Source organism: Marinomonas sp. TW1 (genome assembly GCF_001625355.1).
In the GTDB taxonomy this organism is placed as follows: domain Bacteria; phylum Pseudomonadota; class Gammaproteobacteria; order Pseudomonadales; family Marinomonadaceae; genus Marinomonas.
In genome coordinates, this window is sequence record NZ_JSEE01000014.1 from 107,215 (window position 1) to 124,868 (window position 17,654).

Consider the following 17,654-nt stretch of genomic DNA (forward strand, 5'->3'; position numbering starts at 1 on the left):
TTAGTCAGCCGTCTCACTGAATTGCTGATTATGTAACTGAGCATAAGCGCCATTCATCGCCAATAGTTCAGTATGAGAACCTTGCTCGATAATTTCCCCATGATCAACCACCGCAATAATATCGGCATTTTCAATGGTCGATAGCCTGTGAGCAATGGCAATCGTAGTACGGTTTTCCATCAATCCATCCAAGGCCATTTGAATCGCTCGCTCAGACTCGGTGTCCAATGCTGACGTTGCTTCGTCCAGGATGAGAATGGGCGCATTTTTCAAAATGGCTCGTGCAATAGCGATACGCTGACGCTGACCACCAGACAGTAAGACTCCATTCTCACCAACCATGGTCGCTAAGCCCTGATCCAACTCTTTAATGAAGCCCCACGCATTGGCCGCTTTTGCCGCCTCAATCACTTGATCATCACTGGCATCACGCAAATGCCCGTAAGCAATGTTTTCACGTATGGTGCCATTAAATAAAACAACCTGCTGGTTCACCAAAGCAATGTTGGTTCTTAGAGAATCTAATTGGTAATCTGAAATGGAAACGCCATCAATGTTTAACTCACCTTCATCCAAGTTATAAAAACGCGGAATCAAATTGGCCATAGTCGACTTACCACTGCCAGAACGACCGACCAATGCTAGAGTTTTCCCTGCGGGCAAGGATAGCGTAATCTTCTTAAGAGCCTGTTTTTCCGCATTTGGATAGGAGAAAGACATATCTTTCCACTCAATATCCCCCTTTAGGGATTGTGCGAGAATCTTGCCATCATCAGGTTCAACCGACATATCCAAAAATTCGAAAATACTTTGCGAAGCCGCAATGCCTTTTTGCAAAACACTGTTAACATCGGTTAATTGACGAATTGGCTTACCCAACATACCTGCCGCCGTCAAGAAAGCGATAAAGTCTCCTGGCGTCATGTGCTGACTAATGGTTGGACTAAGCGCAAACCAAATCAAAATCGCCATCGCAAATGCCAAGATAAATTGCACAATTGGAATATTTAGAGAACGAGTTTTTTCCATTTTCAGTTGCGAACGACGATTTTCTTGGGCGGCTTGACGAAAACGCTCAATTTCATACTCACTACCACCAAAAATCTTCACCACTTCATGGCCTTTGATGGCTTCCGACGCCACATCCGTGACCCCACCCATAGCATTTTGAATGCGAGCACTCAGACGACGAAAACGCTTTGAAGCGTATGAAACAATAATACCGATTAAAGGAATCACCAACAAAAACAGTAGTGTTAGCTTCCAGTTCATATAAATCATGTACCCCAACAAGCCAACAACAGTAAGCCCTTCTCGCAAAATAATACGAATCGCTTGGGTGATAGAACCGATTACCTGTTCAGTGTTGTAAGTCAGCTTTGCTAGTAAACGCCCCGTTGGTATTGAGTGGAAATAACTGGATGGCATTTGCACCATTTTGTTAAACATACTGGTTCTAAGGTCAAACACAACTTTATTGGCAACTTGCGCCATGAAGTAGCCACCCAAGAAAGTACCGATACCTCGGACAATAAAAACCCCTAAAATGGCCGCAGGAATCAGAATACGGCTTTCTGTAATTTTGCCATCTGAAACAACGTCAACTATGTGTTTTAACAAGGCCGCTAGAGCAGGCTCCATGGAAGAATACAAAGCATAGCCGATAAAACTTAATAACAAATACCCCCATGAGGCACCGACATAACTCAAGAGTCGAAGGTAAATTTTTGCTCCTGACTGTGGAGGGTTTTCCATTTCTGATGTCATCTTGTTTGGCTGTTGCATTTATAGATTCGCTTTTTCAATAATCGATGTAGTGGAGTAACCATCAACAAAAGACAATACTTTTACTTCGCCACCCTGCTGTAACACATGGTCAGCACCGACAATTGTATCCAACGTATAATCTCCACCTTTCACTAAAACGTCTGGCGTCAAAGCCGTAATAATTTCTTTCGGTGTATCTTCATCAAACCAAGTCACCCAATCAATGGCACCAACTCCCTCAAGAACCGCCATGCGATGAGTCAAATCATTAATCGGTCGCTTATCTCCCTTCAGACGCTTCACAGAAGCATCCGTGTTGACTGCGACAATCAATCGATCTCCTAAGGCTTTTGCTTGCTTCATGTAGGCAATATGCCCTGGGTGAAGAATATCAAAACAACCATTAGTAAAAACCACTTTTTCCCCATTTGATTGCGCCATCTTGATTTGTTGCTGTAACGCTTCTGGTGACAACACGCCAAAGTTTGTGGAATGCGTTCGCTGATACATTATGGCTTCAAGTTGTTCTGCCGTGATAAACGCCGTTCCCAACTTACCCACTACATAACCAGCAGCTTGATTGGCGTATTCAACGGCATCAACAAAACGTTTACTGGTGATATAAATAGCCGTTAATACTGCAATGACAGTGTCACCAGCACCGGTAACGTCGTAGACTTCTTTTGCTGTGGTAGCAAGTGAGAACGGCGCTTTTCCATCTTCAAACAAGACTAAACCATCTTCACCACGAGTCACCAATAAGGCTTGCCAGCCATAGGATTGTTTTAAGGCCATACCTTTATCTTGGATTTCTTGATCTGACAGACAAGGTCCGACAATGGTTTCAAATTCAGAATAATTCGGTTTAACCAATGTGGCGCCTTGATAAATAGAAAAATCATGACCTTTTGGATCAACCAAACTGGGTACATTGGCCTTATTCGCCAATTGAATCAAATTCGAAACGTCTGCTAAACAGCCTTTCGCATAATCTGAAAAGATGACCGCATCAGCCGTCGGCAGCACACTCTCAACCACTTCAGCTAACGCTTTGTTTTGCGACAAGCTGTCTTCACGCTCTTCAAAATCCAAACGAATTAGCTGCTGATGACGACTCATCACTCTCAATTTGGTAATGGTTGGAAGCGTATCAGAACGAACAAAACGGCACTTTACTCCTGACGCTTCTAGGCATTTTTCAAGAATATCGGCGTTTTCATCTTGCCCTACGACACCAACCAACGTAACCGGAACACCTAGTTTAGCCAACCCCAATGCAACGTTGGCAGCACCACCTGGACGGTCTTCAACATTAGAGACTTTTACCACTTGTACAGGCGCTTCTGGCGATATTCTAGACGTTCCTCCATGCCAATAACGGTCCAACATCACATCCCCAACAACCAGAATGTGTTTATCCTTAAAATTCAAATAAGAGGAGATCATAGCCATTTAATCATCGATTTTTCAAAGCGCCCATCTTATCATACTCCCCCATTAAGTTGGACATACTAATCTCATCAGAAATAAGGCTATTGACAGCATGTTAGAGTCAGCAATTTTGGACTGCCAATCTTTTGTTTTTAATAAACTGCTTCCTCAATGGGCGAAACACGGCCTAAATCAGAAGCAAGGTTATAGCTACGAAAGCTTGAACCTAGATTGGAGCATTAATGCCATAGGCCGAGTTCGACTACTAACCCAGTGTCGCCAACTATACACACTTAGCCATGCTTCGTTATTGCAGGAAGACAAGGCATTACAAAGCAAACTCAAGCCTTTGTTTGACTTCATTATCAGTCAATACTTTATAGATGGTCGTTGGATTTTCTCCCTGAACGACGACTTGTCCCCTCAAAAAACAGAATCAGATACTTACGCATTGGCTTTTGTCATGCTTTCTTTTAGCTCGTATTACCAATGTTCTCAGGACAACCAAGCCTTAGACTATATTGAAAAAACGCACCATTTTTTAAATCACGACATGTTAGCCAATAATGGTGGTTTCTATGAATCCTATCCGCTCGATATCAGTCAAACACGCCGCCAAAATCCGCATATGCATTTGCTAGAAGGCTACATTGCTGCTTTTAAAGTCACCCAAAAAGAAGCCTACAAACAAACCATACAATCACTGTTAACACTGGCATTGACTCATTTTTATGACGAAAAAACCAAAACCTTAAGAGAATTTTTTCATCATGATTGGCAACTTCATTCGGAAAAAGGCTCTCAAATAGAACCGGGACACCATTTCGAGTGGGTTTGGTTATTGTTTCAGGCCAATCAGATTATTCCTCACTCGGACCACACAGATTTAGCCCAATCACTCTGGATAACTGCGACACGTCATGGCATGGCAAATAACGGCGGTATTTACAACCAAATAGACGCCGAAACATATCAACCGTTGGATAGAGAAAAGCGTATTTGGCCAATCACAGAATACATTAAAGCCATTACGGTTATGCCAATTGGCCTAGAAGAAAAAAAGCATCGTTTAGATGCTGCTTTATCTTTCATGCTACAGCACTATCTTTTAGATGATGGAGGCTGGAATGAATACCTAGATAAAGATAACATTCCAAAAGATTACCCTCTCCCTGGCACAAGCAGTTATCATATTTTTCTTGGTCTAATAGAGGTGTTAAGATGGAGCGAAGCACAAGGCATTGTTAAAAACGCGCCTTAGCAAACCAACTTCATAGCAGTCACTCAAACCCATAAACTCAGGCGATCGAATGAAAACCAGCATTATCTTCACTACCTACAATTCACCCGCATGGCTAGAAAAAGTATTGTGGGGTTTTTTTGAACAAAGCGCTGATGATTTTGAAATCGTCGTTGCCGATGACGGTTCCCGTGAAGAAACTCGCGAATTAATCGAACGCATGAAAAGTGAAACAGACATCCCCATTAAACATGTCTGGCAAGAAGATGATGGATTTCAGAAATGTCGAATTCTAAATAAAGCAATACTCGCAGCCGAAGGTGAATATTTAATCTTTACCGATGGAGACTGCATTCCACGTAAAGACTTTATTGCTCAACATTTGCGCTTATCTGAGCCAAACACTTACTTATCTGGCGGCTATTTCAAACTACCAATGGACATAAGTAAGGCCATTACCCGCGAAGACATTGTCAATCAGAATGCTTTCGATGTTGATTGGCTAATCAGCATGGGCTTAAAGAAAACGCACAAAACCATGAAGCTAACGGCAAAAGGTGCTTGGGCTGACTTTTTAAATCGCATCAGCCCAGCCCGCCCTACGTGGAATGGTCACAGCGCCTCTTGCTATAAAAAGCACATCCTTGCGGTCAATGGTTTTGAAGAGACTATGCAATATGGCGGACAGGATTGTGAGTTTGGCGATCGTCTGGTCAATTATGGGCTTAAAGCAAAGCGCATCCGCTACTCAGCGGTGTGCATCCACCTTGACCACAAACGTGGCTATGTAACACCAGAAATGCTGGCGAGAAGCAAAGCCATTCGTGAAGACACAAAAAAGAATAAAGTAATCAAAGCCAGAGTGGGTATTCAGGAGTCTTTAGAGCACACCAAGTAATCCCGAAAATAGAATATTTCAGAAAACCTCGCTATAAAGAGGTTTTCTGAAGCTTAACTGAAGTCTTATATTTTATTTAAAATTTCTCTAAGTTTGGTACTGGATGTATGAGAAGTGTATGGGAAATAATGAATCTCTACTCCAAACTCACCAAACTCCGCTTCTAACTGATTCCATTTATCAGTTCCTTTCCAATCATCTCCTACAAACATTTTATCAAACTTCCAATTATTCCAAGCTTCAACTTTATCGTAGTTTACTTGTGGAACAACTTCATCAACAAATTTAATTGCTTCAACAATCTCCATTCTTTCTTGAAATGGAATAATTGGTTTTTTATTTTTAGCTGACTGGTTAGAGAAGTTATAACGGGCTATTTCATTCGCTCATCATTAAATCTTTGCGATCAAGCATCCCCACCAAAGAGATCGCGGGTATAAACTTTTTCTTCAACATCCATTACATCATCTGTTAAACGGTTTGCAACGATCACGTCTGATAAGCGCTTAAACTCTGCCAAATCAGTAATCACACGAGAGTTAAAAAATTCAGGTTCGTCTAAAGCGGGTTCATAAACCACCACCTCTATGCCTTTGGCTTTAATACGCTTCATGACACCTTGTATGGCCGACGCTCGAAAGTTATCAGACCCGGATTTCATCACTAAGCGATAAATACCAACAATTTTAGGTGATCGCTTTAGTATGGATTCAGCAATAAAGTCTTTACGCGTGACATTGGCATCTACTATGGCACGAATCAGGTTATTGGGTACCTGATCATAATTGGCTAAAAGTTGCTTGGTGTCTTTCGGTAAGCAATAACCACCGTAACCAAAAGATGGATTGTTGTAATGTTTGCCAATTCTAGGATCCAATCCCACCCCTTCGATAATTTGGCGGCTATCCAATTGATGAGATTCGGCATAACTATCTAGTTCGTTAAAGAAGGCTACTCGCATGGCCAGATATGTGTTGGCAAATAACTTAATTGCTTCGGCTTCAGTAGAACCAGTCAGTAATACATCTACTTCTTCTTTTAATGCGCCTTGTACAAGCAAGTTAGCAAAAATACGGGCTCGCTCAGACTCTTCGCCAACAATGATGCGAGAAGGATATAAGTTATCATGTAAAGCTTTACCTTCACGTAAGAATTCAGGAGAGAATATTAAGTTATCCGTTGCGAATTGCTGTCGCGCAGATTGAGTAAAACCAACAGGAACGGTCGACTTAATCACCATCACCGCACTTGGGTTCAAGCGGCATACGTCGGCAATGACGGACTCAACGTGACGGGTATTAAAATAATTCGTTTCTGGATCATAATCTGTCGGTGTCGCAATGATGATGTAATCAGCCCCTAGATAAGCCTCTTCTTTATCCAGTGTGGCTTTGAAATTCAATTCTTCTTGAGCAAGACTGCGTTCAATATCAACATCTTCAATCGGAGATTGTTTGGCGTTTAGCATGGCCACTTTTTCAGGCACAATATCCAGTGCAACCACTTGGTTATGCTTAGCCAACAACAAAGCATTCGAAATCCCTACATAGCCAGTTCCAGCCACCGCAATTTTCATCAAACTCTACCTTTCCAGCAAATAGTTACATTTTGAAATATATCCCTATTTTACAGTTTGAGAGTGAATTAAAAATGCCTTATCTAACTTTTCTTTACTTTTACATGAAAAATTATTATGCCTTAGCCAAACGTAACATACGTTTCGCCCACTGACTCCAAGAGCCAACATACACCAGCTTGGCTTCAATACCAGAATAATTTAAGGCCAGTACATTGTGGCAAGCCGTCACACCTGAACCACAATAATAGACATAAGGATCTTCCTCTTCAGAAATCCAATCCTGCCATTCAACATGCAACTGTTCTGCAGGTTTAAAATAACCAAGCTCATCAAGGTTATCCATAAAGGGACGATTAATCGCACCAGGGATGTGTCCTGCAACAGGATCCATAGTCTCATTCTCACCCTGAAAACGGTCAACTGCTCTGGCGTCCACTAATTGAAATTGGTTTGTCTCAAAATTCTCAACAATTCTTTGCTCATCTATGGCCCAAGGGAATGCCACAGCCATGACGTCATTGCTTTTTGTACCTGTAAATTGTTGATATGAAACCTCTTTATTCTCTCTTAACCAAGCAGGATAACCACCATCCAACACTCGAACTTTAAGGCCTTGTTGAACCATCATCCACCAAGCCCGAGCAGCGATAGCACCGCCCATATCATCGTATACCACCACATCACTTTGCTTATCAATGCCCCACAGTTGCAACTGTTCAGAAAAGCTCTGTGGGGATGGCAAAGGATGGCGTCCAGACATCTCGTTTTCAGAGCCCGCTAACTGATGATGTACATCGACAAAAATCGCATTGGGAATATGACCTTCCTGATACAGCAAATTTCCTTTAGTCAAATCCGTTAAATAAAAACGACAGTCTAATACAACTAAATTTGGCGAATCTAAAAGCGACTCTAATTCTTCTGTGGTTATCAAGGTTGTCGGTATCACAGGCTCTCCTCAGATGGATGCTAAAGCACCATTTACTAACCTATTTTGCTTGGTCTAATTTTGATAATATAGCAGCTAATATTGTCATTAACGGTTTCATTATGTTACGCATTGATCTTTTGCTTACCGAACAAGGTCTAGCCAAGTCTCGCTCACAGGCACAAAATTTTATCAGTGAAGGCAGAGTGTCTTATTTATTAAATGATCAATGGCATCCCATTACCAAAGCCAGTTTAAAACTCTCAACAGACACCAAGTTAAACATCACCCCTAAAGACACTGACAAATATGTCTCTCGAGGAGCACTCAAACTTGAAGGGGCTTTGTCTCACACAAATTTAGACATCACAGACTTTCATGTACTAGATATCGGTCAATCTACCGGAGGCTTTAGCGACTGCGCTATTCAACATGGTGCAAATAAGGTCGTTGGTATTGAGGTTGGTCATGGACAACTGGCTTCAAGCTTAATAAATCATCCGCAGATTGTCTGTTTAGAAGGCATAAACGCACGACATTTATCTAAAGAAGACTTGCAAAACCACTTGCCTGAAACGGGTTTTGATCTTGCCGTTATGGACGTCTCCTTTATTTCACAGACAAAAATCTTACCCCAGGTCCCAGCACTACTTAGAGAAGGCGGCCATCTCATTACTCTAGTCAAGCCTCAATTTGAAGTGGGCAAAGAATTTGTGGGTAAAGGCGGAATAGTAAAAGATCAAAAAAGAGTCTCGGAATTAGCCAAAGACATCAAAGCCTTTGTCTCTGCTTTAGGACTTCAAGTGCAATGTTACATTGACAGCCCAATCAAGGGCGGTGATGGTAATCGTGAATTTTTACTGTGGGCGATCAAAAAATCTTAATCAATACAATTTAAATCATTTCATCAAAGCCTGTGGAAGCGCCAGAAGGCAGTATTTCTTTCGCTTCTTTTTCCTCCAATTCGACGATGTAATTCCTTGCCATATAAAAGCCTAATGAGCCAAAAATCACTGAACCGACAGCCTGACCAAATAAAATCCCTTCCGCTCCCATAAACCAAGAAAAAACAATAATCAACGGCCAGGTTCCTAACGTTGCTCGAGCAAAATTCAACAATGTACTGTGGAGCGGACGACCAAGATTATTAAAAGTGGCAATGGCGATGAACAACAAACTCTGGAAGAAAAAACTGAAAGACACAAAGGTCGCAAAAAAACGAATGAGATCCGCACTGGCGGGCGACGCATTGAACACCATCACCAGCCAATCCTGCAGTGCATACAAAGTCCAACACAACAAAAGACAGTATCCCAAGGCGTAAATCACCGCACTTGAAATGGTTTGATGCATCCGATCAAAACGCCCCGCCCCATAATTTTGCCCTAAAATCGGGCCTACAGCACCAGATAGCGCAAACAAACCACCAAAGATCACAGGAATAACACGACCAATAATAGCCACCGCTGCAACCGCATCGTCACCAAAAGACGCGGTATGCTCCATTACAATGGCATTCGCCAAAGGCGAAGACATATTCGTTAGCATGGCCGGAACAGCAATCATCGCAATGCTTCGAGTGTCTTTGAAAAAATCCATAAGATCAAATTCGCCAAGCATCTTATGGACTCGAACCACGCCGTAATAAGCCACGACCACCATAGAGCAACGAGCTAATAAAGACGCAATCGCCGCACCATCAACACCAAGACCAAAAGCAAAAATAAAAATAGGATCTAGCACGGCATTCACCAGCCCACCGACCATAGTGGCGTACATTGCACGCTTAGCATCGCCTAATGCGCGCATAATCCCAGAACCAATCATGCCGATCATCACGGCAGGCATGCCTAGTATTAGAATCTGCAAATAACCCGTCGCCAGATCTAGTGCCCGACCAGTGGCACCAATAGACAGTAAAATATGAGGGATCTTTGGCCATAAAAACCAAACAACGAGGGATGAAAATAGAATACCAAATGCCAGTACATTAACGGCTCTACGCTTTGCTAACTCAAGGTTATGCTCACCAATTGCACGAGACACCAAGGCGGTGGCAGCGATAGAGATGGCAATACTTAGCGAGACCGTAAAGAACATAATGGTGCTGGCATAACCCACTGCCGCGACGGCTTCTTTTTCCCCTAACATGGAGAGAAAAAGCATATCAACTAAATCCACCAAGAACATGCACATCAACCCCAACGCACTGGTAACCGACATGGTAACCACGTGTTTAAACGTTGAGCCTTGTGTGAGTTTTGCCGAATTAGGCATTCATTTCCCCTAGCAACCTAAATATAAAAAAACCGGGCAAGCCAAAGCTCACCCGGTTAGTTCATTTTCTCATGACTCGGCCATGAAGAGAATGCCTAGTTTGTGGACAAATTAGTGAATATCAATGAAGGTTACTCACATCACGATTGAAAACCACCTTTTCAACATCGGTAAAACGTTCAGCAAAATGCACCGTCATGCCATCTTTGACGGATTCAGGTAATTCATCAAAGTCTCGTCGATTTGGTTCAGGCAAAATCACTTCATTAATTTTACTGCGCTTCGCTGCGATAATTTTTTCACGAATACCACCAACCGCTAGCACTTGCCCCGTCAAAGTTAACTCTCCCGTCATCGCCAAACCACGACGCACCGGCTCTCCTTTTGCCAATGACAGCAAAGCGGTTGCCATAGAAATCCCCGCACTTGGTCCATCCTTTGGGGTTGCGCCTTCAGGAACATGCAGGTGCACCAGACATTTATCAAAAAACTCAGGTGCTCGCTGATAGCTCTTGGTATGAGAAAACACATAGGAGTAAGCAATATCAGCAGACTCTTTCATAACGTCACCCAGCTTACCAGTCAACTTCAAACCACGGGTGAGCTCATGCACCTTGGTCGCTTCAATGGGTAACGTCGCTCCCCCCATAGAAGTCCAAGCTAAGCCAGTTACCACACCAATTCCTTGAAGTGTCTTTTCGGGACGGAAGTAAGGCATGCCCAATAAGCTCTCTACGTCTTTAACACCCACATTAATGTGTTCTTTCTCGCCAGTCATGAGTTCTACGACACATTTACGCAGTATTTTTTGCAGTAACTTATCCATACCACGCACACCCGCTTCGCGTGCATAGTGTTCTATCAAATGACGCAATGCCGCATCCGTAATATTAAGCTGTTTTTTCAGCAGCTTATTTTTCTTCAGTAACTTAGGCCATAAATGCTGCTTGGCAATGGCGAGCTTCTCATCAGCTATGTAGCCCGACAGGCGAATCACATCCATACGATCTAATAACGGCGAAGGAATGGTATCCAGCTGATTGGCCGTACAAATGAACAAGGCTTTGGACAAATCAATTCGCATGTCCAAATAATGATCAAGAAACTCGCTGTTCTGCTCAGGATCCAATGCCTCCAGTAAAGAAGACGCTGGATCACCTTGGAATGAAGAGCCGATTTTATCTATCTCATCCAACATGATGACAGGGTTTTCAACTTGAACGTCTTTTAACGCCTGCACAAACTTACCGGGTAAAGCACCAATGTAGGTACGACGATGGCCTTTAATTTCAGCTTCATCTCGCATCCCCCCCAAACTAAAGCGATAGAATTTACGATTAAGCGACTCTGCAATGGTTTTACCAATGGACGTTTTACCCACACCAGGAGGACCGACTAATAGCAATATTGAGCCCCCCATTTCACCACGATGGGCACCTAATGCGAGAAACTCAACGATACGATCTTTAATGTCACTCAAACCGGCATGATACGACTCCAAAACCTCACGAGCCGATTTAATGTCTAAGTTATCGTCAGAATGGACACCCCAAGGCAGAGAAGTCGCCCAGTCTAAATAATTACGCGTCACACCGTATTCTGGCGACCCCGTTTCGAGAATACTCAGTTTATGCAGCTCTTCTTGAATTTTATCCGCTACTGTCGAAGTTAAGGTTTTCCCTTGCAATCGCTCCTCAAACGTTTCCACATCGGAAGTACGGTCGTCTTTCGAAATGCCTAACTCTTTTTGGATCACCTTCAACTGCTCTCGTAAGAAGAAGTCCCGTTGATGCTTACCAATTTTATCGTTTACTTCAGCGCTGATTTCATTTTGCAAACGCGCAATTTCCAGCTCTTTACGCAACAAAGTTAACGACAAATGCATCCGCGCCTGCACCGGTATTGTGGCCAACACATCGTATAGCTCTTCCGGTTCTGCTGACGTAATCGAAGCCGCAAAATCCGCTAATAAACCAGATTCATTAAACGAAAAACGCCCCAAATACTGGCGTAAATCTTCACTGAATAATGGATTGAGTCGAATCAACTCTTTAATGGCATCCAGAATGGCAATGGAATAGGCTTTTGCTTCATCATCACTGGCTTTGGCATCATTGATGTAACGCACTCTCGCCAAATAGGGCGTCGTATCACTTAACCATTCCACTACCTCAAAACGCTTTACCCCTTGCGCGAGAAAGGTCAGTTTATCGTTTTGTTTTTCAGCCTTATGAATGCGAGCCGCACAACCAATTGAACGGAAAGCCTCCACAGGAGGTGCGCCTTTGCCGACTTTTTCAGCGTACACCAAACCCACGGCGGCTTGCGGGTGCTCAGCAATACGTTCAACGGTATCTTCCCATTGTTCAGCGTCGACCATCACAGGTTGCACTTGTGCCGGAAAAAAAGGCCGACTGGAAATTGGCAAGATATACAGTGTTTCTGGCAACACATCGTCTGGTAAAGCCAGCGCTTTAGGGTCACTGATCACCACACTTTCATCATCGGCTATTACATCATTGTCTTCTTGGTTGTCTAAAAAATCGTCATCACTCATTCTTCAATCCAATTCTTTCTTTGGGGAACTTGCCCCTCACATTCACGGCCAATGCAGCCAATCTAATGTTTGTTTATGTAGTGACAATCTTTAAGAAAACAATCCCCTCCCTCAAACCGCTACTAACCAGAAGGACAAGATTAATGATTCAGCTGAAATCCACTTAGTGGTATTATGAGCACATATTTTGCAAGGCACTGTATTGCCACACCCAAGCCCGCCAACGAAAAGGAAAAGCGCATGACCCGCGAACAACTTCTTGAAAAATACGACGACATTTTTGTCATCAACCACCCTTTCGTAAAACACAAACTCACCAGTCTACGTGACAAAAACACCAGTACTCGTGAATTCAGAATGCTGGTAGAAGAGCTAGGAACATTGATTGGCTACGAAGCCACTCGTGATCTGGATACCATGGATATCGAAGTAGAAACACCACTTGAAAAAGCCATGTGTCCTGTTCTTAAAGGCAAGAAGCTGTGCATCGTGACCATTATGCGTGCCGGTAATGGCCTTGCTGAGGGGGTATTAAAGCTGTCGCCTTCAGCACGAGTTGGTCATGTGGGCTTGTATCGTGACCCAGACACCAAGCAACCTGTTGAATACTATTTAAAAATGCCACACTCAGTGAATGAGCGAACCATTATTGTGGTGGATCCCATGTTAGCAACAGGCAATTCTGCCATCATGGCCATTGAAAAAATGAAAGAAATGGGCGCGTCTGATATTCGCTTTATCTGCTTATTTGCCGCGCCAGAAGGCATTCAAGCTTTCAAAGAAGCGCACCCAGATGTGGCGATGTACATAGGTGCCATTGATCGCGGTTTAGACGACCACGCTTACATTCGACCTGGAGTCGGTGACGCGGGTGATCGAATTTACGGTACTCGTTAAATTTGATTTAAGCTGCTGACAACAAGAAGACAAAACGCTTCAACCCAGTCGGCAGCTTAAATAAACGATCGCCATATCAACCGAAACAAGGTTTAACTCCGTAACGCTAAAAAACCACCCGCGCCAATCATCACACCACCAGCCACACGATTAAGAGCAATCATGGCGCTTGGAGACTTCATCATTCTACGAGCCTGAGAAGCGCTCACCGCAATCAGCGTTAAGCCCATCATTAAGGCCACAAAAGCCAACATTGAAGCCCACGCAATATCCCAAGTAGTCAGCACAGTAAGATCCATAAAGGTCGGTAAAAACGCGATGTAAAACAAAATGACTTTTGGGTTTGAAGCAGAAATCATAAAACCTTGAACGAAACTCGCCACCTCCTTCTTAGGTTTTCCCCCTAAATCTGACACAGTATTATCAGCAACAGGGGCTGTCCACATTTTCCAACCAAGATACATTAAGTAAGCCGCACCTAAATAGCGAATGGCTAAAAACACACCCTCCATGGTTTGTGCAATAACGGCTAACCCATAACACGCCATAATTAAGTAAAGAATATCACTGATCGCCATCCCGGCACTCAATGACACAGAGGCCTTAGCACCTTGGGTCATACTGCGAGCAATAATGGCAAAAACACCTGGGCCTGGCGTAATACTGAAAATAAAAATGGCGATAAAAAAAGTAAGACTGCTTTCAATGGTCATGACTACGCCTTTATTCCACAACCAGCTAACACCATACGCGTGATAAAGACTTTTGCCTCTTCGTAATCCCTCTCTTCTAAGGTGTCTTTTTGCAGCATAATGCGCACCTGTGCATCAAAATCTGCGTAAGTCTGTGTCATGGCCCAAATACTGATAAATAAATGTTCGACAGGCACAGGATCCATTAGCCCTTTATTAACCCAGGCTTCAATCGTCACTTTCTCACGACTCAACTCGGTGACAAACAAACGACGCAAATAATCCAGAACGAAAGACTCTTCTCCTATTAACGCCATAGCAAAGACTTTAGAGGCATTTTTATTATCACGAGACTGGTCAATTTTCTCACTAATGTATCGAGTTAAGTTTTGCTTTGGACCCTCCTCGACATTAAATTCGCTGACAGAATGAAGCCACATTTCCAAAATACGTTCTAATACGGCTTCCAATAAATCTTTCTTCGATCGGTAATAGTAATGCACATTGGCTTTGGGTAAGCCCGCTTCATCCGCAATCATTTGGGTCGTGGTCTTAGCCAGACCTTGACGAGCAAACACTCGCTCCGATGTCTCCAAAATAAGGGTTTGATTCTGCGCTCTAATATGCGCTTTCAGCTGATCTTTAGGTCGTTTTACATCGCTCAAAGTCTAGCCTCGCTGCTGTCTAATAAATAGTGGGGGAACTCTGATAATCCTATTCAGAGAGGACATAAGAATAACACCCTTTGACGTCGTCACGAAGATAGCCGGACATAAAATGTACGCGTTTATCTATTTCACTACACCCTAAAGAAATAAAAAGAGGTTAAGAGAAAAGCGAAAGAATAGCGGAGATAGAGTTGAATTTCAGGGCATAAAAAAAGGGAGCCGAAGCTCCCCATTTCCCCTCGTAACAGAGACTCAAATAACTATAGGCATTCATTATTTAAGCTAACTGTTACACCACGTTGGCGCTGTGATTAAGGCTCATGAAAACAGCATGTGCCTTAATGTTCTTGAATTCTGAGATTAATTATAGACAGCTGATGTAACAGTGCAATAGTTTGAACTAAAAAAATTGAACAAACGGTCAATTTTTTTAGTTTTCCGTTTAATTTTTTACTGGAAGCGACTTAGAAACTCGGTTCCGGCCTTTCTTTTTCGACTGATATAGCGCCTCATCAGCTCGTTTAAGAACATTCGTTGGCACCTCACCAGCCGATGCGAACGCCACACCAATGCTCGCGGTCACATTCACGTCAACGTCTTTCTTCTTTTTAGGATCAAAGACTTCAACCTGAGCCTCTTCAATGCTTTCACGTACCGACTCCAACACAGCTTCAACGTCTTTCATCTGAGCTCGTCGAAACACCACGGTAAACTCTTCACCACCATAGCGAAAAGCTCGTCCCGGAGTAGAAAACAGCTTTAATTGCTGAGCGACACTTTTTAACACCTTGTCTCCCATATCATGACCATAGGTATCATTAAATTTTTTAAAATGATCCACATCGACCATGGCAATAGCATAATGCTTAGACAGCCCCACTAATTGCTCATTCAAGGCACGACGTCCAGGTAAGCGTGTCATGTCGTCTAAATACGCCATACGATAGCTTTCCATTAATAGGAACCATATCCACAACAGGCATTGCGCGGACAATAAAGTGTCGTACTGCACACCAGAAACACTAAAACGAGAAATAATGATCAGACTTAAAATACTAATCAAACCACTGGCATGAAAAGCATCATTACTTAACCACCACGCAATGGCCATCAGCATGATGCTGACGACTAGGCCAAACCAAAGTAATAAATCAGACCAAGTTAGCGATAACTGGAAAACGCTTTGATCAAGAAAGGCAAAAGACACCCAATGACGCTCAACGGCGTAGCACCAACAGACCAGCATGGCGACAAACAATAAGCGATTAACCGCAAAGCGATTAAAAAAGCCTCTTTCCTTTACAAAGGCCAATAACGCCACACAGAAACAAGACACCACCAAATACGCGGTAATGGAAGCCGTTTGATTTGACCCCCCATACAATTTGGGGATCAGCAACAGCAGCACCAGAATAAAAACGCGACCTTTATTAAAGTGCCAAGCAAGCAAAATAGCGACACCTGCTAGAATCAAAGGCATCAATGGCAAAATACTGACCCAAACAGGTGGCAGTAAGCCAACATATAAGCTCCCATAGACACTTAAGAGCAGGATACAACATGGTGCGAATAAGGAACCAAAACGCTCAGACATAGGACAACCAAACCCATCGAATCATTCGATTAAATACGACCAATATATTGCCCCGAAACGCATTCGGTTTCATTAATAATATGTAGAAATATACAAGATAAGGAAAAGACAATGGGATTATTAGTAGATGGCAAGTGGGTTGACCAATGGTACGACACCAAAAAGTCACAAGGTAAATTCGTTCGTAGCGAAGCCATTTTTAGAAACTGGGTTTATTCTAGCGATCAGTACGATGCTAACAAAGCGGATCATTTTCCGGCCGAGTCGGGGCGTTATCACTTGTACGTTTCTTTAGCATGCCCTTGGGCACACCGTACTTTGATATTTCGTCATCTCAAGCAACTAGAAGACATCATCAGCGTCAGTTGTGTTCACCCTGACATGTTAGAAAATGGTTGGGAATTCAAGGAAGATCCAGATTTTCAAGATGCGCACGTCGCCACAGGAGACCCATTACATCAGTTTCAATTCGCGCACCAAATTTACACCAAGGCCAAGCAAGATTACAGCGGACGAGTAACCGTACCTATTTTATGGGACAAACAAACCCACACCATAGTCTCCAATGAGTCAGCGGAAATTATTCGCATGTTTAATAGCGCCTTCAATGAGCTCACCGGAAACACCTTAGACTTCTACCCAAAAGAGCTTGAAAAAGAAATCGACGAGATGAATGACAGGATTTACCACACGCTGAACAACGGTGTCTATAAATGCGGTTTTGCGACGACTCAAGCAGCCTACGAAGACGCTTTAACACCATTGTTTGACACAATGGATTACCTAGAAAACAGGTTACAAGATCGTCGCTACTTAATGGGTGACCAGCAAACTGAGGCTGACTGGCGTTTGTTTACCACCTTAATTCGTTTTGATGCGGTGTACTTTGGTCACTTTAAATGTAACTTAAAACGCATTCTCGACTACCCAAATATTAACCACTACTTACGATCTTTGTATGAGCATCAAAACATCGCAGACACGGTCAATTTTGATCATATTAAACGACACTATTACTTCAGCCATACAAACATCAACCCGACACAGGTGGTCCCTATTGGCCCTAAACAATTATTTTTAACCTAATCTTGGCAGATTAAACGATACGATGGCATCTGATGGCATC

The 17,654-nt window shown here is 43.0% G+C and carries 15 protein-coding genes; 5 read left to right on the top strand and 10 right to left on the bottom strand.

The window, feature by feature from the left end:
- The gene (gene msbA, locus OA79_RS13860; protein ID WP_063333829.1) at positions 1 to 1,785 is read right to left on the bottom strand and encodes a lipid A export permease/ATP-binding protein MsbA; all 1,785 of its coding nucleotides are present in this window, start codon (positions 1,783 to 1,785) and stop codon (positions 1 to 3) included.
- Entirely contained in the window at positions 1,786 to 3,213 is a 1,428-nt protein-coding gene (hldE, locus tag OA79_RS13865) for a bifunctional D-glycero-beta-D-manno-heptose-7-phosphate kinase/D-glycero-beta-D-manno-heptose 1-phosphate adenylyltransferase HldE (protein WP_197465400.1), read from the bottom strand.
- Positions 3,214 to 3,310: 97 nt separating this feature from the next.
- Here hldE and OA79_RS13870 point away from each other — a divergent pair, with 97 nt between their 5' ends.
- Positions 3,311 to 4,459, top strand: coding sequence for an AGE family epimerase/isomerase (locus tag OA79_RS13870; protein WP_063333831.1), 1,149 nt, complete (start codon positions 3,311 to 3,313; stop codon positions 4,457 to 4,459).
- A 49-nt stretch (positions 4,460 to 4,508) separates the two neighbouring features.
- Positions 4,509 to 5,336 (top strand): glycosyltransferase family 2 protein, encoded by an 828-nt coding sequence (locus OA79_RS13875; protein ID WP_063333832.1) that lies wholly within the window; start codon positions 4,509 to 4,511, stop codon positions 5,334 to 5,336.
- A 65-nt stretch (positions 5,337 to 5,401) separates the two neighbouring features.
- Here the strand turns inward: OA79_RS13875 and OA79_RS13880 are convergent, their stop codons facing one another.
- From OA79_RS13880 to OA79_RS13890, 3 genes are all read right to left on the bottom strand, one after another.
- On the bottom strand, positions 5,402 to 5,713 hold the full coding sequence (locus tag OA79_RS13880; protein WP_082825475.1) for a hypothetical protein: 312 nt from the start codon (positions 5,711 to 5,713) through the stop codon (positions 5,402 to 5,404).
- 29 nt (positions 5,714 to 5,742) lie between these two features.
- Positions 5,743 to 6,912, bottom strand: coding sequence for a nucleotide sugar dehydrogenase (locus tag OA79_RS13885; protein ID WP_063333833.1), 1,170 nt, complete (start codon positions 6,910 to 6,912; stop codon positions 5,743 to 5,745).
- Between the two features lie 115 nt (positions 6,913 to 7,027).
- A complete protein-coding gene (locus OA79_RS13890; RefSeq protein WP_082825476.1) occupies positions 7,028 to 7,864 on the bottom strand; it encodes a sulfurtransferase in 837 nt (278 codons plus the stop codon).
- A 101-nt stretch (positions 7,865 to 7,965) separates the two neighbouring features.
- Between OA79_RS13890 and OA79_RS13895 the strand changes: the two genes are divergently transcribed.
- Positions 7,966 to 8,727, top strand: coding sequence for a TlyA family RNA methyltransferase (locus OA79_RS13895; protein ID WP_063333858.1), 762 nt, complete (start codon positions 7,966 to 7,968; stop codon positions 8,725 to 8,727).
- 10 nt (positions 8,728 to 8,737) lie between these two features.
- On the opposite strand, the gene OA79_RS13900 is transcribed toward OA79_RS13895, so the two are convergent.
- Entirely contained in the window at positions 8,738 to 10,120 is a 1,383-nt protein-coding gene (locus OA79_RS13900) for an MATE family efflux transporter (protein ID WP_063333834.1), read from the bottom strand.
- A 121-nt stretch (positions 10,121 to 10,241) separates the two neighbouring features.
- Positions 10,242 to 12,677 (bottom strand): endopeptidase La, encoded by a 2,436-nt coding sequence (gene lon / locus OA79_RS13905; RefSeq protein WP_063333835.1) that lies wholly within the window; start codon positions 12,675 to 12,677, stop codon positions 10,242 to 10,244.
- A gap of 240 nt (positions 12,678 to 12,917) precedes the next feature.
- Between lon and upp the strand changes: the two genes are divergently transcribed.
- Positions 12,918 to 13,574, top strand: coding sequence for a uracil phosphoribosyltransferase (upp, locus tag OA79_RS13910; protein ID WP_063333836.1), 657 nt, complete (start codon positions 12,918 to 12,920; stop codon positions 13,572 to 13,574).
- Between the two features lie 92 nt (positions 13,575 to 13,666).
- On the opposite strand, the gene OA79_RS13915 is transcribed toward upp, so the two are convergent.
- From OA79_RS13915 to OA79_RS13925, 3 genes are all read right to left on the bottom strand, one after another.
- Entirely contained in the window at positions 13,667 to 14,287 is a 621-nt protein-coding gene (locus OA79_RS13915; RefSeq protein ID WP_063333837.1) for a LysE family translocator, read from the bottom strand.
- A gap of 2 nt (positions 14,288 to 14,289) precedes the next feature.
- On the bottom strand, positions 14,290 to 14,931 hold the full coding sequence (locus OA79_RS13920; protein ID WP_063333838.1) for a TetR/AcrR family transcriptional regulator: 642 nt from the start codon (positions 14,929 to 14,931) through the stop codon (positions 14,290 to 14,292).
- A gap of 445 nt (positions 14,932 to 15,376) precedes the next feature.
- Positions 15,377 to 16,528: a GGDEF domain-containing protein gene (locus OA79_RS13925; RefSeq protein ID WP_063333839.1), complete on the bottom strand. Its 1,152-nt coding sequence runs from the start codon at positions 16,526 to 16,528 to the stop codon at positions 15,377 to 15,379.
- A 111-nt stretch (positions 16,529 to 16,639) separates the two neighbouring features.
- Between OA79_RS13925 and OA79_RS13930 the strand changes: the two genes are divergently transcribed.
- Positions 16,640 to 17,614, top strand: a complete 975-nt coding sequence (locus OA79_RS13930; RefSeq protein ID WP_063333840.1) for a glutathione S-transferase family protein — start codon at positions 16,640 to 16,642, stop codon at positions 17,612 to 17,614.
- Positions 17,615 to 17,654 lie beyond the last annotated feature (40 nt).